This is a genomic window from Planotetraspora silvatica (assembly GCF_016863315.1).
GTDB lineage: Bacteria > Actinomycetota > Actinomycetes > Streptosporangiales > Streptosporangiaceae > Planotetraspora > Planotetraspora silvatica.
On sequence record NZ_BOOQ01000051.1, the window covers coordinates 1 to 23,893 of the forward strand.

The 23,893-nt window shown below is 69.9% G+C and carries 23 protein-coding genes; 7 read left to right on the forward strand and 16 right to left on the reverse strand.

Going from position 1 to position 23,893, the window contains the following annotated elements; translation table 11 throughout:
• Window positions 1–501: 501 nt before the first annotated feature.
• The 10 genes from tyrS to argC all read right to left on the reverse strand — a co-directional run bounded on the left by tyrS (window position 502) and on the right by argC (window position 11,511).
• Window positions 502–1,767, reverse strand: coding sequence for a tyrosine--tRNA ligase (gene tyrS / locus Psi02_RS33300; protein WP_203979911.1), 1,266 nt, complete (start codon window positions 1,765–1,767; stop codon window positions 502–504).
• Between the two features lie 167 nt (window positions 1,768–1,934).
• A complete protein-coding gene (locus Psi02_RS33305) occupies window positions 1,935–2,606 on the reverse strand; it encodes a DNA-3-methyladenine glycosylase (RefSeq protein WP_203979839.1) in 672 nt (223 codons plus the stop codon).
• On the reverse strand, window positions 2,588–4,033 hold the full coding sequence (gene argH, locus Psi02_RS33310; protein ID WP_239095375.1) for an argininosuccinate lyase: 1,446 nt from the start codon (window positions 4,031–4,033) through the stop codon (window positions 2,588–2,590). Before argH ends, Psi02_RS33305 begins: the two co-directional genes overlap by 19 nt.
• A 244-nt stretch (window positions 4,034–4,277) precedes the next feature.
• The gene (locus Psi02_RS33315; protein WP_203979840.1) at window positions 4,278–5,471 is read right to left on the reverse strand and encodes an argininosuccinate synthase; all 1,194 of its coding nucleotides are present in this window, start codon (window positions 5,469–5,471) and stop codon (window positions 4,278–4,280) included.
• A 179-nt stretch (window positions 5,472–5,650) separates the two neighbouring features.
• Complete coding sequence (locus tag Psi02_RS33320; RefSeq protein WP_203979841.1) at window positions 5,651–6,175, reverse strand: arginine repressor; 525 nt, start codon at window positions 6,173–6,175, stop codon at window positions 5,651–5,653.
• Window positions 6,172–7,125 (reverse strand): ornithine carbamoyltransferase, encoded by a 954-nt coding sequence (gene argF, locus Psi02_RS33325; RefSeq protein ID WP_203979842.1) that lies wholly within the window; start codon window positions 7,123–7,125, stop codon window positions 6,172–6,174. Before argF ends, Psi02_RS33320 begins: the two co-directional genes overlap by 4 nt.
• Complete coding sequence (locus tag Psi02_RS33330) at window positions 7,118–8,308, reverse strand: acetylornithine transaminase (protein WP_203979843.1); 1,191 nt, start codon at window positions 8,306–8,308, stop codon at window positions 7,118–7,120. Before Psi02_RS33330 ends, argF begins: the two co-directional genes overlap by 8 nt.
• Window positions 8,305–9,258, reverse strand: a complete 954-nt coding sequence (gene argB / locus Psi02_RS33335) for an acetylglutamate kinase (protein WP_203979844.1) — start codon at window positions 9,256–9,258, stop codon at window positions 8,305–8,307. The genes Psi02_RS33330 and argB overlap by 4 nt, the downstream gene beginning before the upstream one ends.
• Window positions 9,255–10,409: a bifunctional glutamate N-acetyltransferase/amino-acid acetyltransferase ArgJ gene (argJ, locus tag Psi02_RS33340; RefSeq protein ID WP_203979845.1), complete on the reverse strand. Its 1,155-nt coding sequence runs from the start codon at window positions 10,407–10,409 to the stop codon at window positions 9,255–9,257. Before argJ ends, argB begins: the two co-directional genes overlap by 4 nt.
• Window positions 10,410–10,491: 82 nt before the next feature.
• Window positions 10,492–11,511, reverse strand: a complete 1,020-nt coding sequence (gene argC, locus Psi02_RS33345; RefSeq protein WP_203979846.1) for an N-acetyl-gamma-glutamyl-phosphate reductase — start codon at window positions 11,509–11,511, stop codon at window positions 10,492–10,494.
• A gap of 180 nt (window positions 11,512–11,691) precedes the next feature.
• Between argC and Psi02_RS33350 the strand changes: the two genes are divergently transcribed.
• On the forward strand, window positions 11,692–13,344 hold the full coding sequence (locus Psi02_RS33350) for a class I adenylate-forming enzyme family protein (RefSeq protein ID WP_203979847.1): 1,653 nt from the start codon (window positions 11,692–11,694) through the stop codon (window positions 13,342–13,344).
• A gap of 54 nt (window positions 13,345–13,398) precedes the next feature.
• Here the strand turns inward: Psi02_RS33350 and Psi02_RS33355 are convergent, their stop codons facing one another.
• Entirely contained in the window at window positions 13,399–14,490 is a 1,092-nt protein-coding gene (locus Psi02_RS33355) for a DUF4037 domain-containing protein (RefSeq protein ID WP_239095376.1), read from the reverse strand.
• Window positions 14,491–14,654: 164 nt separating this feature from the next.
• Here Psi02_RS33355 and Psi02_RS33360 point away from each other — a divergent pair, with 164 nt between their 5' ends.
• The gene (locus tag Psi02_RS33360; protein ID WP_203979849.1) at window positions 14,655–15,020 is read left to right on the forward strand and encodes a nuclear transport factor 2 family protein; all 366 of its coding nucleotides are present in this window, start codon (window positions 14,655–14,657) and stop codon (window positions 15,018–15,020) included.
• A gap of 160 nt (window positions 15,021–15,180) precedes the next feature.
• Window positions 15,181–16,488 (forward strand): MFS transporter, encoded by a 1,308-nt coding sequence (locus tag Psi02_RS33365; RefSeq protein WP_239095377.1) that lies wholly within the window; start codon window positions 15,181–15,183, stop codon window positions 16,486–16,488.
• A gap of 31 nt (window positions 16,489–16,519) precedes the next feature.
• Here the strand turns inward: Psi02_RS33365 and Psi02_RS33370 are convergent, their stop codons facing one another.
• From Psi02_RS33370 to Psi02_RS33380, 4 genes are all read right to left on the reverse strand, one after another.
• The gene (locus Psi02_RS33370; protein ID WP_203979850.1) at window positions 16,520–16,957 is read right to left on the reverse strand and encodes a DUF4232 domain-containing protein; all 438 of its coding nucleotides are present in this window, start codon (window positions 16,955–16,957) and stop codon (window positions 16,520–16,522) included.
• 103 nt (window positions 16,958–17,060) lie between these two features.
• The gene (locus tag Psi02_RS33375) at window positions 17,061–17,258 is read right to left on the reverse strand and encodes a hypothetical protein (RefSeq protein ID WP_203979851.1); all 198 of its coding nucleotides are present in this window, start codon (window positions 17,256–17,258) and stop codon (window positions 17,061–17,063) included.
• A gap of 46 nt (window positions 17,259–17,304) precedes the next feature.
• Window positions 17,305–17,430, reverse strand: coding sequence for a hypothetical protein (locus Psi02_RS40890; RefSeq protein WP_275415321.1), 126 nt, complete (start codon window positions 17,428–17,430; stop codon window positions 17,305–17,307).
• 365 nt (window positions 17,431–17,795) lie between these two features.
• A complete protein-coding gene (locus tag Psi02_RS33380) occupies window positions 17,796–18,419 on the reverse strand; it encodes a hemerythrin domain-containing protein (RefSeq protein ID WP_203979852.1) in 624 nt (207 codons plus the stop codon).
• A 75-nt stretch (window positions 18,420–18,494) separates the two neighbouring features.
• On the opposite strand from Psi02_RS33380, the gene Psi02_RS33385 reads away from it, so the two are divergent.
• From Psi02_RS33385 to Psi02_RS33400, 4 genes are all read left to right on the forward strand, one after another.
• On the forward strand, window positions 18,495–19,115 hold the full coding sequence (locus Psi02_RS33385) for a TetR family transcriptional regulator (RefSeq protein ID WP_203979853.1): 621 nt from the start codon (window positions 18,495–18,497) through the stop codon (window positions 19,113–19,115).
• A gap of 485 nt (window positions 19,116–19,600) precedes the next feature.
• Window positions 19,601–21,319 carry a serine/threonine-protein kinase gene (locus Psi02_RS33390; protein WP_203979854.1) on the forward strand — a complete coding sequence of 573 codons (1,719 nt, stop codon included), beginning with the start codon at window positions 19,601–19,603 and terminating at the stop codon, window positions 21,317–21,319.
• Between the two features lie 162 nt (window positions 21,320–21,481).
• Entirely contained in the window at window positions 21,482–21,901 is a 420-nt protein-coding gene (locus Psi02_RS33395; RefSeq protein WP_203979855.1) for a YciI family protein, read from the forward strand.
• Window positions 21,898–23,043, forward strand: a complete 1,146-nt coding sequence (locus Psi02_RS33400; RefSeq protein WP_203979914.1) for an RNA polymerase sigma factor — start codon at window positions 21,898–21,900, stop codon at window positions 23,041–23,043. Before Psi02_RS33395 ends, Psi02_RS33400 begins: the two co-directional genes overlap by 4 nt.
• A 105-nt stretch (window positions 23,044–23,148) precedes the next feature.
• Here the strand turns inward: Psi02_RS33400 and Psi02_RS33405 are convergent, their stop codons facing one another.
• The gene (locus tag Psi02_RS33405) at window positions 23,149–23,856 is read right to left on the reverse strand and encodes a hypothetical protein (protein WP_203979856.1); all 708 of its coding nucleotides are present in this window, start codon (window positions 23,854–23,856) and stop codon (window positions 23,149–23,151) included.
• Window positions 23,857–23,893 lie beyond the last annotated feature (37 nt).

Genomic DNA, 23,893 nt, shown 5'->3' on the forward strand with positions numbered 1-23,893 from the left:
TCACCCGAAACTCAGTAGAGTCCCGAGATCAAGGGCGTTGAACTTCCGCTTGTCCCATCCCCGAGGAGCCTAGTGCAGCTACGGCCTGCCGGCCTCGCTGTACCTCAGCACCCTCCCGAGGAGGACCACCCCGCTTCCGGGGCAACCACTCCAACTTACATTGTTACCCGCAACTTGTCAAAACCCGGGGGTTCGAACGCATCACGATCAACCCGGACTCGGCCTGACGGCCACACCCGGTTGCTTGTCTGAGTGGCTTGCCCTGGGCGTCTGGCCGCCTTGTCGGCGTCCCGCGTCCCCCGGGCGAAGGAAACATTAGGCAACTCCCAGACTTCCGTCAAATCACGGCTCGTGACACATAACCGCAGGTCAAGGCCATGATTGCGGCATATGTCACCCGCACGGCTATAAGACTGTTACCCGCGCCACGAGAATTCTTGACCACAAAAGGGTCGCCCCGGGCGTCGATCGACACCCGGGGCGACCCTCGTGCAGAGCCTGTCAGGCGACTTCGACGCCGCCGATGGTCCTCTTGCCGCGGCGCAGCACGAGGAACCGACCATGCAGCAGGTCGTCGGCCGACGGCACGTACTCCTCATCCGTGATCTTCACGTTGTTGAGGTACGCACCGCCCTCCTTTACCGCCCGCCGGGCCGCCGACTTGGACTCGACCAGGCCGCTCTCCCCCAGCAACTCGACGAACGGCGCCCCCAGCGAGGCGACGGTCGCCTTCGGCACCTCCTCCAGCGCCGATTCGAGCGTCCTGGCGTCGAGCTCGGACAACGATCCCTGGCCGAACAGGGCCCGCGAGGCCGCGATGACGCGCGCGAGCTCGTCGCCGCCGTGGACGAGCGTCGTCAGGTCCTCCGCCAGCGCACGCTGGGCCTCACGTGCCGCCGGCCGCTCCTTCGCCGACTGCTCGAGCTCCGCGATCTCCTCCCGAGACCGGAAGGTGAACACCTTGAGGAAGCGCACCACATCGCGGTCGTCGGAGTTGAGCCAGTACTGGTAGAACGCGTACGGCGAGGTGAGGGCCGGATCGAGCCACACGGCCCCGCCCGCCGTCTTGCCGAACTTCGTGCCGTCGGCCTTCGTGATCAGCTTGCCGGTGAGCGCGTGAACATGAGCTCCCTCGACGCGGCGGATCAGGTCGACCCCCGCCGTGATGTTGCCCCACTGGTCGCTGCCGCCCAGTTGCAGCGAGCATCCGTGCCGGCGGTACAGCTCGAGGTAGTCGTTGGCCTGGAGTATCTGGTAGCTGAACTCGGTGTAGCTCAGCCCTTCGCCGCCCAGCCGCGCGGCCACGGATTCCCTGGCCAGCATGCGATTGACCGGGAAGTGCTTGCCGACGTCGCGGAGGAACTCGATCGCCGACAGCTCGCCGGTCCAGTCGAGGTTGCTCACCAGCGTCGCCGCCGCGGGCCCCTCCTCGAACGAGAGGAACTTCTCGACCTGGACCCGGATCCGGGACAACCACTCCTCGACGATCTCCGTCGAGTTGAGCGCCCGCTCGGTGCTGCGGCCGCTCGGGTCGCCGATGAGACCCGTCGCCCCGCCGACCAGGCCGATCGGCCGATGGCCCGCCCGCTGGAACCGGGTCAGGATCAGCAGCGTGGCGAGATTGCCCACATGCAGCGACGGCGCCGTCGGGTCGAAGCCCGCATAGACGGTGATCGGACCCTCGGCCAGCGACGCACGCAGCGCGTCGGCATCGGTGGTCTGCGCGATGATGTCGCGCCATTCCAGCTCGTCGAGGATGTCGGCGATCTCAGATGTCGGGATGAGATTGCCCGAAGATGCGGTCACGGTCCTGGCTCTCGCTCATCGATGGAGTACGGCGTGGCGCCGCACTGGCTGCCTTTGATGTACGGCTTCGCCTCGTACAAGCCTGCACGAGGCGAAACCTTATCGCCACTCCAAATGCCGCCCGGCGACTACGTCCGCCTGCGTGGCGCGTGTGGCCGGTAGGGCGACACCGTCGGGTCGCCGTCGATCCAGAACCGCCACGGGGTCTCGGCTCCGGTGGACACCCCCGTACGGGGGCCCGCCACGATGAGCGCGGGATCCGCGGGTTCGCCGGCCAGCACCCGCATCGGCCCGCCGTCGCAGCAGTCGAGGCCGTTGTGCTGTCGTTCCAGCCCGAGTGCCACGGCGAGCCTCGCCGGTCCTCTGGCGAGGTCCCGATCGGAGATCTTCTTCGCCGCGCCGCCGGCCGTACCCGCGGGGAAGCGCCTCGCTCTGGCGACCTCGGCTCCGGCGATCACCTCACCGGCCCGCATCAGGACGGCGGAGCCGACCCCCTCGGGCCGGCAGACGAGGTTGGCGCAGAAATGCATGCCGTAGGTGAAGTAGACGTAGACATGCCCGGGCTCGCCGAACATGACGGCGTTGCGGGGCGTGCGCCCGCGGTACGTGTGTGCGGGAGGGTCCTGGCCGGGCTCGCCGTATGCCTCCACCTCGGTCAGCCGCACGGCCACGGGCCCATGGACGACCACGCGGCCGAGCAGGTCCGGAGCCACCTGATCGGACGGCCGGTCGAAGAAGTCGCGGTCCAGCGCCGTCCCGGCGAGGGAGGGCGGCGGCCCGGTCAGCTGCCGCTCGCCCATGCCGCCTGGCCGTCGACGATCTCGCGCAGGCTGACGAGCTGGTCGCGTACCCGGTCGGGTGCCGTGCCGCCAAACGCGCTGCGCGCCGCGAGGGCGCCCTGCACGCTGAGGACCTCACGGACGCCCGGCGTGCCGTCGGCTGCCTCCGCCGGCCCGGCCGCGAAGTGCGGGGACACCTTGGCCAGCTCCTCGTCGGTCAGGTCGCCGAGGTCCTTGTCGTTGACCTGGCACCACACCACCAGGTGACCGACGGCCTCGTGGGCGTCGCGGAAGGCGACCCCTCGGCGGACCAGCAACTCGGCGAGGTCGGTCGCCAGGGCGAAGCCCTCGGGGGCACTGGCCTCGAGCTTGGCCGAGTTCACCCGCATCGTGGAAACCATGCCCGACACGGCGGGCAGCACCAGGAGCAGGGTGTCGACCGAGTCGAACACCGGCTCCTTGTCCTCCTGCAGGTCCCGGTTGTAGGTGAGCGGCAGGCCCTTCAAGGTCGTGAGCAGGGACATCAGCGATCCGATCAGCCGGCCGCTCTTGCCCCTGGCCAGCTCCGCGACGTCCGGGTTCTTCTTCTGCGGCATGATCGACGAACCGGTGGAGTAGGCGTCGTCCACCTCGATCCAGCGGAACTCCTGGGAGGCCCAGAGCACGATCTCCTCGCCGAGGCGGGAGAGGTGCACGCCGATCATCGCGGCGCAGAAGAGGAACTCGGCGGCGAAGTCACGGTCCGCGACGGCGTCCATCGAGTTCGGCGCCGGGGAGTCGAAGCCGAGTTCGGCCGCGACCGCCGCGGGGTCGAGCGGCAGGGACGAACCCGCCAGCGCGCCGGAGCCGAGGGGTGAGACGGCCGCGCGCTTGTCCCAGTCCTTCAGCCGGTCGACGTCCCGCGTCAGGGCGTGCACGTGGGCGAGCAACTGGTGGCCGAAGGACACGGGCTGCGCGTGCTGAAGGTGAGTCATGCCGGGCGCCGCGGTCGCGGCGTGCTCCTCGGCCTGGCTCATCAGCGCGGTCTCCAGCTCGACCAGGCGCGAGACGATCGTGCGGACGTGGTCGCGCAGATAGAGCCGCAGGTCGGTGGCGACCTGGTCGTTGCGGCTGCGGCCGGCGCGCAGCTTGCCGCCCAGCGAGCCGAGGCGCTCGAGCAGGCCGCGTTCCAGGGCCGTGTGCACGTCCTCGTCGGCGACGGTCGGGCGGAATTCGCCCCGCTTGCAGGCGCTTTCCAGCTCGTCGAGCGCGCCCAGCATGCGGTCGAGTTCCTCCCCCGTCAGCAGCCCGGCACGGTGCAGGACGCGGGCGTGCGCACGCGAGGCCAGCAGATCGTACGGCGCGAGCCGCCAGTCGAACTGCACACTCACCGACAGGCGTGTGAGCGCGTCCGCGGGTCCCCCCTCGAACCTGCCGCCCCAGAGCCGCATCGGCTTGTTGTCCGCCACCGTCTTCCTCCTCCGATTCCATCCTGCTGTGAGGGGATCCGCCTGCCGTACGGCAATGCGGTCCCGGCCCCGGCCTCGCCGCGGGCTGTTCGCCGCGGCATGCACGGGCGTGCCTCGTGTGCCTTACCTGCTGATCGTGACGCGTCGTGCGGCATCGTGGCGCGTCAGGTCACGTCGGCCCATCCGCGACCTTAGCCGACGTATGCCCCGGTACCCCATGAGAACCGGAGCGTGCCCGAAAGTCTCAGCCCCGCCGGGCCTCCCGCGCGGCGGCGATCTTGCTGGGCAGCGACCAGAGCTGGACGAAACCCTTGGCGAGAGACTGGTCGAAGGCGTCACCGGTGTCATAGGTGGCCAACGAGAAGTCGTAGAGAGAGGCGTCGGACCGCCGCCCGGTGACGACCGCCTTGCCGCCGTGCAGGACCAGCCGGATCTCACCGGACACGTGCCGCTGCGCGTCGGCGATGAACGCGTCGAGCGACTTCTTCAGCGGCGAGAACCACAGGCCGTCGTAGACGAGCTCGCCCCACCGCTGGTCGACCGACCGCTTGAAGCGGGCCAGGTCGCGCTCCACGGTGACGTTCTCCAGCTCCATGTGCGCCGCGATCAGCGCGATCGCGCCGGGGGCCTCGTAGACCTCGCGCGACTTGATGCCGACGAGACGGTCCTCGACCATGTCGATCCGGCCGACGCCCTGCGCGCCCGCGCGCCGGTTGAGCTCGGCGACGATCTCCAACGGCGACAGCGCCCGCCCGTCGAGCGCCACCGGCACGCCCTGCACGAAGGTGATGACGACCTTGTCGGGCTCACGCGGGACCGACGGATCGGAGGTGTAGGAGTAGACGTCCTCGATGGGGCCGTTCCAGATGTCCTCGAGGAAGCCGGTCTCGACCGCCCGCCCCCAGAGGTTCTGGTCGATGGAGTACGGCGACTTCTTGGTGACGTCGATCGGCAGGCCCTTCTCCTCCGCGAAGGCGATCGCCTTGTCACGGGTCCAGGCGAAGTCGCGGGCCGGGGCGATGACCTCCAGCTCCGGGTCGAGCGCCGCGAGGCCGGCCTCGAACCGCACCTGGTCGTTCCCCTTGCCGGTGCAGCCGTGCGAGACGTGTGTTCCGCCGAACTCCTTGGCGGCCGCCACCAGGTGCTTGACGATCAGCGGCCGCGACAGGGCGCTGACGAGCGGGTAGCGGTCCATGTAGAGCGCGTTTGCCTGGAGCGCCGGAACGCAGAAGTCCCGGGCGAACTCCTCACGGGCGTCCACGACGACGGATTCGACGGCGCCGCAGTCGAGCGCCCGCTGCTGGACGGCTTTCATGTCCTCGCCGCCCTGGCCGACGTCGACGGCCACGGCGATGACCTCGGCGCCGGTCCTGTCCGCGAGGAACGGGATGGCGACGGAGGTGTCCAGGCCGCCGGAATATGCAAGCACGACTTTCATGGTTCTCGTCCTCCTCCTCTTGCATGATCACGATTGGTGTTTGTGCTGGTCATCACGGGCAGGCCCGAATCTGTGCATGATCACCAAGCAAGAAGTTCCAGGTCGGCGGCCCTTTTTACGAATGTGTGCATGATCACGGCCGGTGGAGGCGGAGGGGCCGGAAGGAGAGGGCGTGGAGGTTATCCGTTCAGGCGGCGGGTGGTCAGGTTGAGCAGCGCGGCGGCCAGAGCGGTTCCGCCTAACGGATCCCTGCTGATCACCAGGATCGTGTCGTCCCCCGCCACCGTGCCGAGGATCGAGTCCCAGCCCGCGTGGTCGACGGCCGACGCCAGGAACTGCGCCGCCCCCGGCGGTGTACGGAGGATCACCAGGTTGGCGGACGCCTCCGCCGACACCAGGAGCTCCTCCGCGATCCTTCTCAGCCTGGCGTCCGGGTTCTCCGGGGAGCCGTTCACGTTGCCCGCCCGATAGCGCGGAATCCGGCTGCCGCCCTCGCCCGGCAGGGCGTAGACCAGCGTCCCGTCGTCGGCGCGCAGCTTGAGCGCCCCCAACTCGTCGAGGTCGCGCGACAACGTCGCCTGCGTCACCTCCACGCCGCTCTCCGACAGGAGCTTGGCCAGCTCCGGCTGCGAGCGGACCTTGTGCCGGGTGAGCAGGTCGATGATGCGGGCATGGCGCGCGGCCTTGGTCAGCGGGATGGTCACGACGACTCCCCGCTCCGCGACACCAGCCACTGCAGGAGCGCCTTCTGCGCGTGCAGCCGGTTCTCCGCCTGGTCCCACACCACGCTCCGCGGGCCGTCGATGACGTCGGCGGTGATCTCCAGTCCCCGGTAGGCCGGCAGGCAGTGCAGCACGATCGCGTCGTGAGCCGCCCCGGCCAGCAGCGCGGAGTTGACCTGGAACGGCCCGAAAGCCGCGATCCGCTCCTCCTTGCCGTCCTGGCCCATCGACACCCAGGTGTCCGTCGCCACCACATGGACGCCGTCGACCGCCGCCGCCGGATCGCTCACCGCGGTCACGGAACCGCCGGTCGACGCGGCGAGCTCGGCCGCCCGGTCGAGGATCAGCGCGTCGGGAAGGTATCCGGGCGGCGCCCCGATCCGCACGTGCATCCCGGCCGTCGCGCCGCCGAGCAGGTAGGAGTGGGCCATGTTGTTGGCCCCGTCACCCAGGTAGGCCATGGTGAGCCCGCGCAGCGCACCCCGATGCTCGCGGATCGTCTGCAGGTCGGCGAGGATCTGGCACGGGTGGAACTCGTCGGTCAGCGCGTTCACCACCGGCACGGCCGAGGCCGAGGCCATCGCCTCGATGCGCTCCTGGCCCGAGGTCCGCCAGACGATGGCCGCCGCCTGGCGCGACAACACCCGGGCGGTGTCCTCGATCGGCTCGCCCCTGCCCATCTGCGACGCGCCGCCGTCGATGATCAGCGGCAGCCCGCCGAGCTCGCCGACGCCGACCGCGAACGAGACACGGGTCCGCGTGGACGGCTTGTCGAACAACACCGCAACGGTCGCCGGCCCCTCGAAAGGGCGGTAGCCGTACCTGTCCTTCTTCATCGCCTCGGCGAGGTCGAGCACCTGGGCCTGCTCCGCCGGCGACAGGTCGTCGTCCCGCAGGAAGTGCCTGACCGGCGCCGAGCCCTGGCTACTCATTGGCGGCCTCCAGAATTCCTGGGAGCGCGTCCAGGAAGGACTCGACCTCCGATGTGGTGATCACGAGTGGTGGCGCGAGCCGTACGGCGTCGGGCTGCAGGGCGTTGACCAGGAAACCGGCCTCCTGCGCCGCCGCCTGGACCTGCGCCGAGCGGCCGGCGGTGAGCACGGCCGCCAGCCACAACCCGCGGCCCCGCACCCCGGCGAGGAGCGGGTGGTCGACCGCGGCGATCCCCTCGGCGAGCCTGCGGCCGACGGTCGTGACGTGCTCCAGCAGGCCGTCCCGCTCGATCGTGCCGAGCACGGCGAGGGCCGCGGCGCACGACACCGGGTTGCCGCCGAACGTCGACCCGTGGTCGCCCTTGTCGAAGATCGTGCCCGCCTCGCCGATCCCGATGCACGCCCCGATCGGCATGCCGCCTCCGAGGCCCTTGGCCAGGGTCACGACGTCGGGCAGGACGCCGTCCGCCTGGTGGGCGAACCAGTGCCCGGTCCGCCCGATGGCCGACTGGATCTCGTCGGCGATCAGCAGCGCGCCCGCCGCCGAGCAGATCTCGCGTGCCGCGCGGAAGTAGCCGTCCGGCGGCGGCACCACCCCGGCCTCGCCCTGCGTGGGCTCGAGGAAGACCGCCGCGCAGTCGTCGGTGACCGCGTTCTTGAGCGCGTCGGCGTCGCCGTACGGCACGAACCTGACGTCGATGGGGAAGGGGCCGAACTGGTCGCGGATGGCGGGCTTTCCGGTCAGCGACAACGCGCCGAGGGTCCGGCCGTGGAAGCCCATCTCGGCGGCGACGAAGTAGCTCCTCCCGCGGCTCTTGCCGTACTTGATGGCGAGTTTCAGCGCCGCCTCGTTGGCCTCCGTCCCGGAGTTGGCCAGGAACACGCGGGCGGGCGCGCGCAGCAGGCCGACGAGCCGCTCCGCGAGCAGTACCTCGGGCTCGTGCAGGAACAGGTTCGACGTGTGCGCCAGCGTCGCCACCTGCCGTGACACGGCCTCGACGAGCGCGGGATGCCCGTGGCCGAGCGAGCTGACCGCGATCCCGCCGATCAGGTCGAGGTAGGGCCTGCCGTCCGCGTCCCACACCACGCTGCCTTCGCCGCGCGCGATGGCGACCGGGGGCACGCCGTAGTTGGGCATGAAGGCCGATTCGAACCGCTTGCGCAGCGCGTCGGTATGGCTCACCGCGAGTCCCTCCCTTCGAGAGCGCCGGACGCTCCCGAACCACCGTCGGAGTCGGGGACGACCATGGTGCCGATGCCCTCGTCCGTGAAGACCTCCAGCAGAAGGGCGTGCGGTATGCGGCCGTCGAGCACGTGGGCCTGCGGGACCCCGCCCTCGACGGCCGTCAGGCACGCCTCCATCTTGGGCACCATGCCGCTCGACAACGCCGGGAGGAGTTCCGCCAGCTCGGATGCCCTGATCCGGCTGATCACCTCCTGCGCGGGAGAGTCGGGCCGCCAGTCCGCGTACAGTCCCTCGACGTCCGTCAGCACGATCAGCTTGCACGCCTTCAGGGCGACGGCGAGCGCCGCGGCGGCCGTGTCGGCGTTCACGTTGTAGACGCCAGGGCCGTCAGGGCCGTCGTCGCCACGCGCGATCGACGACACGACCGGGATGCGCCCGTCGTCGAGCAGCGCCTGGACGGCTCCCGCGTCGACGCTGACGATCTCGCCCACCTGGCCGATGTCGATCTTCACTCCGTCGACGACGGCGTGCTTGCGCTCGGCCGTGAACAGATGGGCGTCCTCCCCCGACATGCCGACGGCGAAGGGCCCGTGCCTGTTGATCAGGCCGACCACGTCCCGGTTGACCTGCCCGACGAGGACCATCCTGACGACCTGCATGGCCTCGGGGGTGGTGACCCGCAGGCCTGAGACGAAGTGGCTGTCGATCCCCTGCAGATCGAGCTGCGCCTGGATCTGGGGGCCGCCGCCGTGCACGATGACGGGCCTCAGCCCGGCATAACGGAGGAACACCACGTCGTCGGCGAACTTCGCGCGCAGGTGCTCCTCGGTCATCGCGTTCCCGCCGTACTTGATGACGACGGTGGCACCGTGGAAGCGCGCCAGCCAGGGCAGCGCCTCGATCAGCGTGTGCGCCTTGTCCAGGGCTCCGTTGGTCCTGACGTTCATGACGAGTACGCCGAGTTCTCGTGGACGTACGCCGCCGTGAGGTCCGTGGTGTGGACGGTCGCGGAGTGCGGCCCGGCGGACAGGTCGATGGTGATCGTCACGTCGCGTGGCCGCAGGTCGACCTTGGACCGATCGTCGCCGGCCGCGCCGCCGCGGCAGATCCAGATGCCGTTGATCGCCACGTTGAGCCGGTCGGGGTCGAACGCCGCGTCCGTCGTCCCGACCGCACTGACGACCCGGCCCCAGTTGGGGTCCTCTCCGTGGATCGCGCACTTGAGCAGATTCGACCGGGAGACCGCACGGCCGACCGTCACCGCGTCCGTCTCGGACTCCGCCCCGACCACCTCGATCGCGATGGCCTTGCTCGCGCCCTCGGCGTCGACCAGGAGCTGGCGGGCGAGGTCGGCGCAGACCGCGGTGACGACCTTCTCGAAGTCGGCCAGGTCGGGCCGGACGCCGGAGGCGCCGCTGGCGAGCAGCAGCACGGTGTCGTTGGTCGACATGCATCCGTCGGAGTCCAGGCGGTCGAAGGTCACCGCGGTGGCGGCCCGCAACACCCTGTCGAGGTCCTCGGAACCGATCTCGGCGTCGGTGGTCAGCACGCAGAGCATGGTCGCCAGGGCGGGGGCGAGCATGCCCGCGCCCTTGGCCATGCCGCCGACCATGTACCCGCCCGCGCCGCGGCGGAAGGAGATCTTGCTGACGGTGTCGGTCGTCCGGATGGCGTCGGCCGCGGCCAGTCCTCCGTCACGGGAGAGCTGGGCGGCGACCACGTCGACTCCAGTGATCAGCGCGTCCATCGGCAGCCGCTCGCCGATCAGGCCGGTGGAGCACACGGCCACCTCGGCCGCCGAGTCGCCGAGGACCGCGGCGACCTTCTCCGCGGTCGCGTGGGTGTCCTGGAAGCCGAGCGGCCCGGTGCACGCGTTGGCGCCGCCGGAGTTCAGGACCACGGCCCTGACCTGGCCGCCGCTCACGACCTGTGCCGACCAGAGCACCGGCGCCGCCTTGACGCGGTTGCGGGTGAAGACGCCCGCCGCCGCCCGCGACGGCCCGTCGTTGACCACCAGGGCCAGGTCACGGTCGTCGCCGCGCTTGATGCCTGCGTCCACTCCCGCGGCGCGGAAGCCGAGAGGCGCGGTGACGCTCACGCGTGCTCTCCCCCTTCGTGGATCGGGCTCAGGTGGCTTTTGTGGCTTGTGTGGCTTGTGGGGCTTGTGGGGTGCATGGCGCTCATGGGGCGACTCCGTTAAGGGGTAGACCGACTTCTTCCGCCAGGCCGAGGGCGAGGTTGGCGCTCTGGATCGCGCCCCCCGCCGTGCCCTTGGTGAGGTTGTCGATGGCGATGACGGCGATCACCCGCCCGGCCCGCTCGTCGAGGGTGACCTGCAGGACGGCCGTGTTGGCGCCCACGGTCATCGCGGTGGCGGGCCAGGTGCCCTCGGGAAGCAGGCGCAGGAACGGCTCGTCCTTCACCGCCGTCTCGTACGCCTCCCGGAGCGCGGCGGCGGTGAGGCCCGGCGTGGCGGGAGCCGTACAGGTGGCCAGGATGCCGCGGCTCATCGGCGCGAGCGTGGGTGTGAAGGAGACCCGCACCGGCCGGCCCGCGACCGCGGACAGGTTCTGCTCCATCTCGGGCGTGTGCCGGTGGACGCCGCCGACGCCGTACGCGCCGACCGAGCCCGCCACCTCACTGGCCAGCAGGTGGACCTTGGGCGAGCGGCCCGCACCCGACGTTCCACTCGCGGCGACCACCACGACGTCGGGCTCGACCAGCCCCGCACCGAACGCGGGGAACAGGGCGAGCGACACCGCGGTGGGATAACAGCCGGGAACGGCGATCCTGCGGGTGCCGCGCAACAACTCGCGTTGTCCCGGGAGCTCCGGCAGGCCGTAGGGCCAGGTGCCTGCGTGCGCTCCGCCGTAGAACTCCGCCCAGTCGGCCGCACGGGCGAGCCGGAAGTCCGCGCCGCAGTCGACCACCAGCGTGGTGTCGCCGAGTTCGGCGGCGACGGCGGCCGACTGCCCGTGCGGAAGGGCCAGGAAGACGACGTCGTGGCCGCTCAGCACGTCGATCGTGGTGGGCTCGATGACACGGTCCGCGAGGGCGGGCAGGTGCGGCTGATGGAGCCCGAGACGGCTCCCCGCGCTCGATGCCGCGGTCAGCGCCCCGATCTCCAGAGGATGCCCGAGGAGCAGGCGGAGCAGCTCGCCCCCCGCGTATCCGCTCGCTCCGGCGATCGCCGCTCTCATCCGCGCCCCCTGCATGACTATGCGACCAACCTCATGTTCTTGCCTGTTAGCGAGTATGCAACGAAGGGCATGAGCATGCAAGTTGAGTTTCAGAGTGTGGACGGTTTCGGCTCTGGCCCCCGTACCGGCCGGTCGGTATTGTGACATTCCGGTTAACTACACCCCCGGGAGCACGCCAGCATGACAGCGATTGAACAGGTCCAGGCACAGCTCACGGCGCCGGGCCAGCTCTTTGAGATGGAAGAGATCCAGGTCGCCGGAACCACGATCCGCGCGTGGAAACACGCACCGGCCACCTTCCGCGCGCTGCTGGAGACGAGCCGGTTCCACGGGGAGCAGACCTTCGTCGTCTACGAGGACCAGCGGCTGACCTTCGAGGAGCATTTCCTGCTGGCCGCGACGCTGGCGAACCGGCTCGTGGACGACTACGGCATCCGCAAGGGCGACCGCGTCGCCATCGCCATGCGCAACTACCCCGAGTGGATCGTCGCCTTCTCCGCCACGCTCGCGGCGGGCGCCGTCGCCGTCCCGCTGAACGCCTGGTGGACCCGGCAGGAGCTGGAGTACGGCCTCACCGACTCCGGGGCGAAGCTGCTGATAGCCGATGGTGAGCGCGCCGAGCGCCTCGCCGGCGGCGGAGTGCCCACGATCGTCACCCGCGCCGACGACGCGAACTGGGCGGAGGTGATCGGCGAGGTCGTCCCGGACGTCACGCTGCCCGACGTCGAGGTCGGGCCGGACGACCCGGCCACCATCTTCTACACCTCGGGGACCACGGGCCGGTCCAAGGGCGCCCTCGGCAGTCACCGCAACCTCGGTCAGGCGCCGATGACCGTCGCCTACGCGCTCATGAGCAGCGTGGCGCTCGGGGGCAAGGACCCGGCCGAGGCCGCCGCGGTGCGCCGCGTCACGCTCCTGACCGTCCCCCTGTTCCACACGACCGGCTGCTTCGCCGTCCTCATGCCGACCTTCCTCACCGGCGGCCAGTTGGTGCTCATGTACAAGTGGGACCCGAAGCGCGCCCTCGAGCTGATCGAGCGCGAGAAGATCACCACGATGAGCGGCGTGCCGACGAACGCCTGGCAACTGCTCTCCCACCCCGACTTCGGCGAGCACGACATCTCGTCGCTCACCGCGATCTCGTACGGCGGAGCGCCCGCACCGCCCAAGCTGCTCGAGCGCATCACCGAGTTGCTCCCCAACCGGACCCCGGGCAACGGGTACGGCATGACCGAGACCACCGCTCTCGCGGTCTACAACAGCGGCCGCAATTACATCGCGAAGCCCGAGAGCATCGGCCTGCCCGCCGCGGTCATCGACATCAAGGTCTGCGACCCGCAGGGCGTCGAGGTGCCGGTCGGCCAGGTCGGCGAGCTGTGCGTCCGCGGGCCCATCGTGATCATGGGCTACTGGAACCGGCCGGACGCCACCGCCGAGACGTTCGTGAACGGCTGGCTCCACACAGGTGACCTCGCCCGGGTCGACGAGGAGGGCTTCGTCTACATCGTCGACCGGGCCAAGGACATGGTCATCCGGGGTGGCGAGAACGTGTACTGCGCCGAGGTCGAGGCCGCCCTGTTCGAGCATGCCGCCATCGACGACGCCGCCGTGATCGGCATTCCCGACGACGAGATGGGCGAGCAGGTCGGCGCGGTGGTACGGCTCAAGCCGGGCGCCACCGCCACGGTGGAGGAACTGCAGTCGTTCCTGTCCGAGCGGATCGCGAAGTTCAAGGTGCCCGTCCGGATCTGGTTCCGGGAGACCGAACTGCCGCGCAACCCGGGAGGCAAGATCCTCAAGACCCACCTCCGCAGGGAGACGCTCGGGCTCTGACGCCCTGCTCATGGCGGCCCCGGTACGGCACCCGCCGGCCGGGGTCGCTCCCGGTCACGGGCGGCGGACGGCCTCGGTCACGCGCCGGCTGCGTGTCCTGTGGCACAGGACACCGGTGTTGTCGGCGTACTGATCAACGGCGCCCGTGAGCGGCAGGTCCCGCACGGCCGGGTCGGCGATGGTGCAGAGAAGGGCTTCGGCGAAACGGTCGGCGCGCAGGACCCGAAACGGCCTGTCGTGGTACGGCCGGGTGCGTGGGTCGACGGGCTCGGTGAGCCGCAGGCGGTTGTGCAGGAACGCGACCTTCTCGTAGGCCGCGGACAGATGGCGTTCGCGGTCCCGCCAGCCGGTCGCCGCGAGGGCGGCCGCGAGGACGGGGGTGAGCTCAGGGGCGCACTCCAGCCGGGCGAACGCGCTGCCGATCCACTTCCCGTACGGCGGGTATCGGCGGCCCATGAGCAGGGACAGCCGCATCAGGTCGCGTACCAGGCGAGCGCAGACGACGGCCGAGCCGAGTTCGTCGCCGACCTCGCCGCATCGGCCGACGAATGCCTCCTCCTCTGCCAGGCGCGTCCACTGGCAGGCGAGCAGATGGCGCCAGACGTCGTCGGGATACCAGGCGAGCCGGTCCCGGACCGGCCCCAGCCGGCGGAGTCCGTCGTGGAACACCTCGCCGGCGACGATCTCCGCGAATGCCTGGGACGAGGTGGCCAGCCAGTCGAACAACGTGACGCCGGCGAGCGGGTCGAAGCCGAGGTGACCGGTGAGCCAGCCGCGCAGATCGGTGACGACCACCCCATGGTCGACGGGTCCTTCGGTGGCCCGCATGTGGCGGGTGCCCTTGGGGCCGACAGTGGCGAAGTTCGTGGGGTACCCGAGGAACGTCCCGGGCAGGCGCTCCGCCAGCATCGCGATGATCGCCTCACCGTGGCGATCGGCGTCGTCCGGCCCCAGGAACAGCTGCAGGCGTGGCCCCCAGTCGTGGTCGGCGGATCGTTCGGTGTCGAAGCCGAGGACCTCCGATCCTGTTCCGATCAGGGCCGCCGTGTGCGTCACGCGGCCGAAGTGACGTCGCAGCAGCGGCTCCACCGCATCGCGGTAGAACAGCCGCGACAACTCCAGCCCGCGAACGTGCTTGTACTCCACGGCGACCATGGTCCGCCCGATCAGGGGCCCGGGTCGACGGGATTTCGATCCACCGTGCGGGCGGAGCAGGCAGGACCCCTTACCTGCGACGTAATCGACCGCCTTCCGGGGCTCATGCCACATTTCGGGTGTCGCACTAAGACAACGAAATGAAGGAGTCAGACATGACCGACTTCAATGGCGTGGCCGAGCGGTACATCGCGGCCTGGAACGAGACGGACGCCGACGCCCGGGCCAAGGCGGTCGCCGACCTGTGGACCGAGGACGCCGAGCTCACCGACCCGCTGACGTCCGTCACCGGGCACGAGGGCATCGGCGCCGTCATCGCCGGCGCCCAGCAGATGTTCCCCGGCTTCGTGTTCACGCTCGGCGGTCGCGTGGACGGCCACCACGACATCGCCAGGTTCACCTGGCACCTCGGCCCGGCGGGCGCCGCCGAGCCGGTCGTGATCGGCTTCGACGTCATCGCGCTCGCCGAGGACGGCCGGATCAAGAGCGTGCACGGCTTCCTCGACAAGGTCCCCGCCTGACGGCTCGGCCGCGCGTGGGCGCGGGGATCGCTCCCCGCCCCCACGCGTTCGATCCCTCCGCCTCAGCCGGCGATCTGCTCCTCGACTCAGCCGGCGATCTGCTCCTCGACTCGGCGGGCGGTTTGCTCCTCGCCCCGCGTGTTCGCCAAAATGGACGATCGTGTCGGAAACACCTGCTCGGTCGCTCAGATCCCTCGCCCGCCGGATGCGCCTGGATCTGAGCCCGCTCCGGGAGTCCAGGGACTTCCGCCTTCTTCTCGGGTCCAACCTGGTCACCCAGATCGGCACGCTCATCACGATGGTGGCCGTGCCGTACCAGATGAAGGAGCTCACCGGCTCCTATCTCGCGGTCGGGCTGGTGAGCCTGGCCGAGTTCATCCCCATGGTGGTCTGCGGCCTGTGGGGCGGGGCCATCGCCGACGCACTCGATCGGCGCAAGATCGTGATCGTCTCGGAGGTCGGGCTCTGCCTGACCTCCGTTCTTTTGCTGGTCAACGCGCTCGTCCCCGCGCCGCAGGCATGGGTGCTCTACGTGGTCGGCGCGCTCGCGGCCGGATTCGGCAGCGTGCGCGGGCCGAGCGAGCAGGCGCTCATCAACCGGGTGCTCCGGCTCGACCAGATGACCGCCGGATTCGCGATCCAGGGAGTGATCGGCAACACGGCGATGATCGCGGGTCCCGCCGCCGGCGGCCTGATCGTCGCCTCGTTCGGGCCCGCCACGTCGTACGGCGTCGACGTGGCGACGTTCCTGATATCCCTGGTCCTGCTCGTCAGGGTGCGCACGGTCAGCCGCCTGGACGACGCCACCCCGGCCTCGTTCCGGTCGATGGTCGAGGGAGTGCGGTACGCGCTGAAGCGGGCCGACCTGATGGGCACCTACCTCGTCGACATCGCCGCCATGGCCTTCGCCAGTTCGAACGCGCTGTACCCCTTCCTGGCCGACGACCTCCGCGCGCCCAAGGCCCTCGGGCTGCTCTACGCCGCGGGTGGCGTGGGCTCGGTGCTCGCGTCCCTCACCTCGGGCTGGACGAACCACGTCCACCGCCACGGCCGCGCGGTGATCGTGGCCGCGTCGGGCTGGGGCGCCGCGGTGGTGGTCGCGGCCTTCATGCCGAACGTCTGGCTGGTCTTCCTGTTCCTCGCCATCGCGGGCGGCGCGGACATGGTCAGCGGATTGTTCCGGCACACGATCTGGAACCAGACCATCCCCGACGAGTACCGAGGCCGGCTGGCCGGCATCGAGTTGCTCTCCTACTCGACGGGCCCGATGCTGGGTGACGCCCGGGCGGGCTTCATGGCCCAACTGGGCGGGACGCGCTTCTCCCTGGGAGCGGGCGGAGCCCTCTGCGTCGGCGCGGTCGCGCTGATGGCGACCGCGCTTCCGAAGTTCCGCGCCTACGACGCGCGCACCGACGAGTACGCGCTCGCCGAGCGGGCCCGGCGCGCCGAGGAACCCGCCACCGCCTGATCAGGCGCATGACCCACTCAGGCCGGTCTGTTCACCAGGCGACGACGCCTTGGTTGCTGGGCTGAAGTGTGCCGACCTGGAGCGATTTCACGGTGATGCCGGACTGCTCCGAGTTCGGGAAGCCCTCCAGGGTCGCAACCACCAGGGGCCCACCCTTCGCGAGCCCGACCTTGATGGTGTTGCCGGTCGGGCAATCAGCGGCCGCCTTGTCGCAGATCGTCCACTTGATGCCGGCGAACACACCCCTACCCGGGGCCAGGTCGACCGGCACCGGCTTACCCGGCTCGGCGACATTCTTCGACGGCACGGTCACCGCTTCGTCGGCCGCGTTCGCGAGTGTGATCACCGGCCAGCCGTCCACGTCGCAGGTGCGGCTGGACGCGTTCGTCAGCTGGACGAACGCCATCCGGCTGGTGCCCTCGCGTCGTTGCGGCTGCTCGGTGAGAGTCACCTTGAGGTCGGCCGCCATGCAGGCCGGTACGGTCACCGGGGTCCCGGCAGCCGGGGCGGGTTCCTCGGCGCTCGGTGCGGGCGACGTGGCACTCGCGGCGGGCTCGGGGGCGCTCGGGGTTTCACCGGCGCCCGGCGCGACGCCGGTCGGGGTCGACGTGACCGGTGACGTGTCCGACGGAGGGCTCGCCGTCGTCGGGGTAACCGGCGATGAGGTGCCGCAGCCCGAGATCACCACCCCTGGTACGGCGAGCAGGAGAACCGCCTTGGCACGGTTGACGGTCCAGCGGGTTGTACGTCGGGACAATGTGTTCTTCCATCTCTTTCGCGTAAGGGCCCCTGTTTCGGCGGGGCCGGGTTGCTCGGTCATCTCTCCGGGTGACCGTTCGCGGCGAGGATCTCGATCCACGGCTGCCAGGAGGTGGCATGCGGACAGAGCCCGTGGATGACCTGGGCCGCGGCTTCGAGGACCACGGGTGAATCACTATGCATCGGAATCCTCCTCCATACACCTGGTGCCGGGAGGTTGCGGCTGCTGTATTACAGCTCCGCCCGGTCCCGATTTCTCCACGAATCAAGCGACGTCGCGTTCTGCGGCTCACTTCGAGGATTTCGTTTGCTTCCTTGGGCCGCGCGCCAAAAGAAGTGCCTTCTGCGCGGCTCCTCAATCCGTACTCCATTTGAAATCGGCCGGCAGGCGGCGAATCCGCCTTTGCTCTGGCGCGGAGAAATGCCGGCCGCCGACGAGAAGGCTCCATACGGCAGAGCCGGCGCCACCCTTAGTGAGCACTTGAGAACGCCCGGCCCCCGCACGGGCGACGGTGAGGATCCACGTCAGGGCAGCCGACCAGCGACTCTCAGCCGGTCTCCTCCAGCGCCTCGAAGGTCGCCTGAGCCTGCCGCCGCATGGCCGCCAGGACGGGCTCGGGAATCGGGGGCAGCGCGAGCGCGACCTCCTCCGCAGTGCCCACCCGGTCGAAGAATCCGACCAGCAGGTGCGCTGCCAGGGTCGGTGACGTCTCGATCACCTTCTTGGAGAAATCCGCCCAGGCTTCCGGGGACACTTGATCACGCAAAGCGGGGAAGAGCAGCGGTTCCTCGTCTGCCAAGTGGTGGAGAACCAGGTCACGCACCGCGGTCGCGGCCTCCCGGAGAACAGCCCGGTCCGCGCCGTCCGCCACCGTTGCCCCGCCCAGGGCGTCAAGGGCGGCATCGAGCCGGTGGTGTTCGACGCTGAGCGCGGCGAGCCCCTCGGCAGTTTGGGGAGCGACGGCGGTGATCATCGGCCACAGGTCGTCGTCTTCGCTCTCGTGATGGTGGTGCAGGTGCGCGACCAGGAAGTCGCGCAGTTCGGCCAGCGCGGCGGCGGGCACCGAGGGCCGTCCGGCGGCTTCGACCAGCAAGGCGGTCGCCTGCCGGTGCACGTTGTGCACGAGACGGGTCTCCAGAACGGCCATGGGTTCAGCAGGTGTGTTCAGCATGATTGAGGACGCTAGTCAATAGAGACATCTCTAGTCAATGTGGGCATAACCACAGAAGAATGGGATGATACGGGCATGAGCAGGTACCACTCCCCCCGTCGCATGGACGCGGCCGCGGAGACCCGGACGGCGATCATGCAGAGCGCGCGGGAGTTGTTCCTCGCCCGCGGCTACCCGGAGGTGACGGTCGCCCAGATCGCGGCGGCGGCCCGGGTGGCGGTGCAGACGGTCTACAGCAGCACGGGAGGCAAGACGGCGATCTTGGCCGCGCTCCTGGCTTCCGCCGTGAACGACCCCATCGTGGCGGAGGTCCTCGAAGCGGTGGCGGCGTGCACCGATCCGGGGGCGATCATCGACATCACCGCCGAGGGCACTCGCCGTACCCATGAGCGGCACTGGGACGTTCTGTACGGCCTGCTCCACGACGGTCTCGGGGACCCCGGCGCCACGGAGGTCTACAGCGAGGGGATCACCGCGTACCTCAAGGCCCTGTCCACAGTGGCAGATCGCCTGGTCGACTTGGACGCGCTTCGCTCGGACCTGGACCATGCGCTGGCCGTCGACCTCCTCTGGTTCTTTCTGGGCCAGCGCGCCTGGTTCCTGCTCGTCGGGGAGCGAGGCTGGAGCTTCGATCGCGCTCAGGAGTGGATGGCGAACTCGGCCCGCCAGGCGCTGCTGCGGTCACCTGGGCGCTGACGACGAACGGGCGGATCTCGACAGGGATTCGCCGCCGCGGGGCAGGGCACCAGCCGTAAACCGGCCGGGCGGCGGCATTCGGGTGTCGGTTCCGTGCGATCGTCGCGGACCAGGAATGCACCACGATCACCACGTTCGGCTTCCATCGCCAGCCGACGCGGCCGAGGGCCGTACGAACAGAGAGATCATCCTTGAATGACGCGGCAGCGCCCCCTGAATTGCGCTCGACGAACGCCTTCTCAATCCACGAATGAGACGTTAGATGAATGACAAGAAATAGAAGCTGAAGGCATCACACCGATATGGCGGAATTGTTTCCGCCGGAGGGATTCTCCTCATCGCACAGGACTCGCGTCCAGGAAAGGTGCGACGACTCGACCGTACGAGGCGACTCCGGCCTCCGCTCCGGCGATCTCCGCATCCACCGCCTCACTGATACTGTTCTGCCGCACAAGTCGTGCTAAATCCGCTATCGGGGAGTCGGTGTGGCGCAGGAACTCACGGTCGACGACCCGCGCCGCCTCGGCGACTTCGAAATCGTGGCGCGCATCGGAGAAGGCGCACAGGGCGCGGTCTACCTCGGCCGATCACCATCAGGCGATCAGGTCGCGGTCAAGCTGCTGCACGCCCGGCTCTCCAGCGATCCCGACGCCCGCGCCAGGTTCCTGCGCGAGGTCTCGGTCGCCCTGCGGGTCGCCCGATTCTGCACCGCCCCCGTCCTGCACGCCGACCTCGAAGGCAACCAGCCCTACATCGTCAGCGAGTACGTCCCGGGGCCATCGCTGCGCGAACTCGTGCAGCGCGAAGGACCGCGGCGAGGCGCCTCACTCGACCGTCTGGCGATCAGCACCGTAACCGCTCTGGCCGCGATCCACCGGGCGGGTATCCTGCACCGCGACTTCAAGCCGGCCAATGTGCTGATGGGCCCGGAAGGTCCCGTCGTCATCGACTTCGGCATCGCCAAGGCGCTGGACACACCCGGCACGACGGCCACCGGAGACACCCTCGGCACGCCCTCCTACCTGGCCCCCGAGCAAGTCCACGGTGCGAACGTGACGCCCGCGGCGGACATGTTCGCCTGGGGCATCACCATGGTGTTCGCCGCCACCGGCACTCCCGCTTTCGGTTCGGACACCATCCCGGCGGTGATTCAGCGCATCCTCAACGAGCAGCCCGACGTCACCGCCCTGGACGCACCGCTGCGTGACGTGGTCGCCGCATGCCTGTCCAAGGATCCCGCCCGCCGCCCCTCAGCCGAGGAGGTGGCGGCCTACCTGATGGGTCAGCAACCGGCCGGAGCGAGCACGGGCGACCAGTGGAGCAGCGAAAGTCACCGAAACGCCCGTGCGCCACGTACCGGTCAACCACTCGACAGCTCAAATAACAGGACCGGGGCTGGTGTCCATGCCGGGAACGACGGACACGTGGTCGACCAGACGCACGTGGGCAAAGGCAAGCCGCGCCGCGCCGTCACGCTGACGGTCTCGGTGGTGGTCGCCTGTACCGCCCTGATCGTCGGCACCCTGGCGCTCACGAGGCCGTCCGGCGGATCCGGCGGATCCGGCGGATCCACCACCGTCATCACGCAGCAGGCGCAGGCCGCGGACGCGCCCGGCGGCGTCCAGACCCAGGACGACGGTCAGGCCGCAGATGACCGGCCTTCAGCCGCACAGGCCACTAATGGGAAGTCGCCGGACAAGACCTCTGTGACCAAGGGCCCGAACGTGGCCGACGCCACTGCTCCCACACCCGCGACGGCGACTTCCCGGTCCCCTTCCGCGAATACCTCACCGCGATCGACCAGCCCCGCGCAGCCGCCTTCGTCACCCACCCCGTCGGCACCCCCGCCGAGTTCCGCCCCTCCCGCGACACCCGCCAAACCGAACCCGTACACGGCAACCCAGGTATGCGGGTCCGGGTACAAGGTCATCGACTCGCACTCCCTGAACGGTGCCACCATCTACCTGCTTTACAGCAGCGGGTCGGGCAAGAACTGTGTGGTCACGATGTCGAAGTACGTCGTCACACAGAAGATCAAGATGAGTGCCGTCCTGCAGGTACAGGGCGGCTCCACCGACAGCGACTCCGGCGACTACACCGCCTACGCGGGCCCGCTTCGGCTGTCGGCCGCGAGCACCTGCGTGAGCTGGGGCGGTGGGTACGGCACGGCCAGCTGGAAGAGCAGTTGGTCCCACTGCGGTTAGGCGGTCCCGCCTCAGGGCGTCGGCTTGATCGTTGAGATCCCATACAACTGGGCGGACCCGTGCGAAAAGATTCGGGCGGCGATGTCGAGAATCCGTGACCGGCTCCGTCCCCGGCTGTGAACGCGACCAGAATGGGTCGCGTCAGCACCGAGGAGAAACACGATGGCCAAGTATTTGCTGCTCAAGCACTACCGCGGCGCCCCGGCCGCGGTCAACGACGTGCCCATGGACCAGTGGACGCCGGAGGAGATCTCGGCCCACGTGCAGTACATGAACGACTTCGCGGCCCGGCTCGAGGAGACCGGCGAGTTCGTCGACAGTCAGGCGCTCGCCCCCGGGGGAATGTTCGTCCGGTACGACGGCGAAGGTCACCCACCGGTCACCGACGGCCCGTTCGCCGAGACCAAGGACCTCATCGCCGGCTGGATGGTGATCGACGTCGACAGCTACGAGCGCGCCGTCGAGCTGGCCGGGGAACTGTCGGCCGCCCCTGGGGCGGGCGGGAAGCCGATCCACGAGTGGCTTGAGCTGCGCCCGTTCCTGGCCCATTCACCCACCACCACGGAGTGCACTCTGAAGTGAACGAGGCCCTGCTCCGGAGCCTCACGCCGAGTGTGCTCGGGATCCTCGTCCGCCGCGGAGCCGACTTCGCGGCGGCCGAGGACGCCGTACAGGACGCGCTGGTCAAGGCGGTCCACGTCTGGCCGGCCGACCCGCCTCGGGACCCGAAGGGCTGGCTGGTCACCGTGGCCTGGCACCAGTTCCTCGACGCGACCCGGGCGGACACCGCCCGCCGCCGGCGTGAGGACCTCGTCGACGAGGAACCGATGCCCGGGCCCGCGCCCGCGGTGGACGACACGCTCCAGCTCTACTTCCTGTGCGCCCACCCGTCGCTGACGCCGTCGTCCGCGGTCGCGCTCACGCTACGCGCCGTCGGCGGGCTGACCACCCGCCAGATCGCCCAGGCCTACCTGGTGCCCGAGGCGACCATGGCGCAGCGCATCAGCCGGGCCAAGCGCACCGTCTCCGGCGTGCGGTTCGACCAGCCCGGCGACGTCGCCACCGTGCTGCGCGTCCTCTACCTGGTCTTCAACGAGGGCTACTCCGGCGACGTCGACCTCGCCGCCGAGGCCATCCGGCTCACCCGGAAGCTCGCGGCCGCGATCGACCACCCCGAGGTGGCGGGGCTGCTCGCCCTCATGCTGCTCCACCACGCCCGGCGCGCCGCCCGGACCGCGCCCGACGGCGGCCTGGTGACGCTCGCCGAGCAGGACCGCGGCCGGTGGGACACCGAGTCGATCGCCGAGGGCATCGAGATCCTGCAGGCGGCACTCGCCCACGACCGGCTGGGCGAGTTCCAGGCCCAGGCCGCCATCGCCGCCCTCCACGCTGACGCACCCACCGCCGGGGAGACCGACTGGGTGCAGATCGTCGAGTGGTACGACGAGCTCGCGCGCCTGACCGACAGCCCGGTGGTCCGGCTCAACCGCGCGGTGGCCGTCGGCGAGGCCGACGGACCGCGCGCCGGCCTTGCGGCGCTCGCGGCGCTGGACGACTCGCTGCCCCGCCATACCGCGGTGGCGGCGTACCTCCACGAACGCGACGGCGACCTGGCGACGGCGGCACGGCTGTACGCCGAGGCAGCCCACCAGGCACCCAACCTCGCCGAGCGCGACCACCTGACGCGCCAGGCCGCCCGGCTCAACGCCCGCCGGTTTCGCTGACGGGTCGCGCTCGGATCTTCCCGCAGCACGTGGAGCGGGTTCAGGCCAGGTTAGGAGATGGGGAGCTCGCGCCGGTGCCGTACGGCATCGGGCCGCGTGCCGGGCTCAGCGGGGGGCGAGACGCGTGACCTCCTGGTGAAGCCGATCGTCGCCGTCCGCCTGGAGCAGCCCGTTGTTCACTGAGGGCCTGCAGAACGCCTGGACCATGACGGCCGTCGGGGGCCCGTCGGCGTAGCCGAACACGAGACGGAGGATGACGCCGGGATCCGCGTCCTCGGTCTGCCGGCAGTCGTTGTCGCTCTTCCGGGCGTCCAAGGCGTTCAACATGGTGGCCAACGGCCTGGCCACGTCGGTTCCGTACTCCGCCCGCGACGCCTGCCCGCCCTGCGGGTCGAGCCGGCAGACCACCAGTGATGTGGGCTCGTCGGGGACCATCCGTGCGTTCTGTCCCCGGCGTGCCATCCACGTGCGGCACGGATCCTTCTCGCGAGCGGACGTCGCCGGCCCCTTCCGGTAGGCGTCGGTGATGCGGTCGCCCACATACGTACTGCTGGTCGCGGTGCCGTTCGTCGTCAATGCGCAGTGGTTGACCTCCTCGGCGCTGCCCACCCACAGCGACCGCCCGTCGGCGTAGGTGAACCGGACGAGGTAGTTCGTCATCGGCCCGCCCATGTTGGTGCACGCGAGGTTGTCCCAGCCGACCGGGAGGTAACCGAGGTCGTGGGCCAGTTGGCCCGCGTCCGTGAGCGTGCGCGTCCCGGCCAGGCGCTCGCCGCCCAGGTCCGTGTTGACGCCGGGATACGCGCAGATCAACGCCGCGAGAGGGCGGCCGGGAACGAGCGAATCCGCG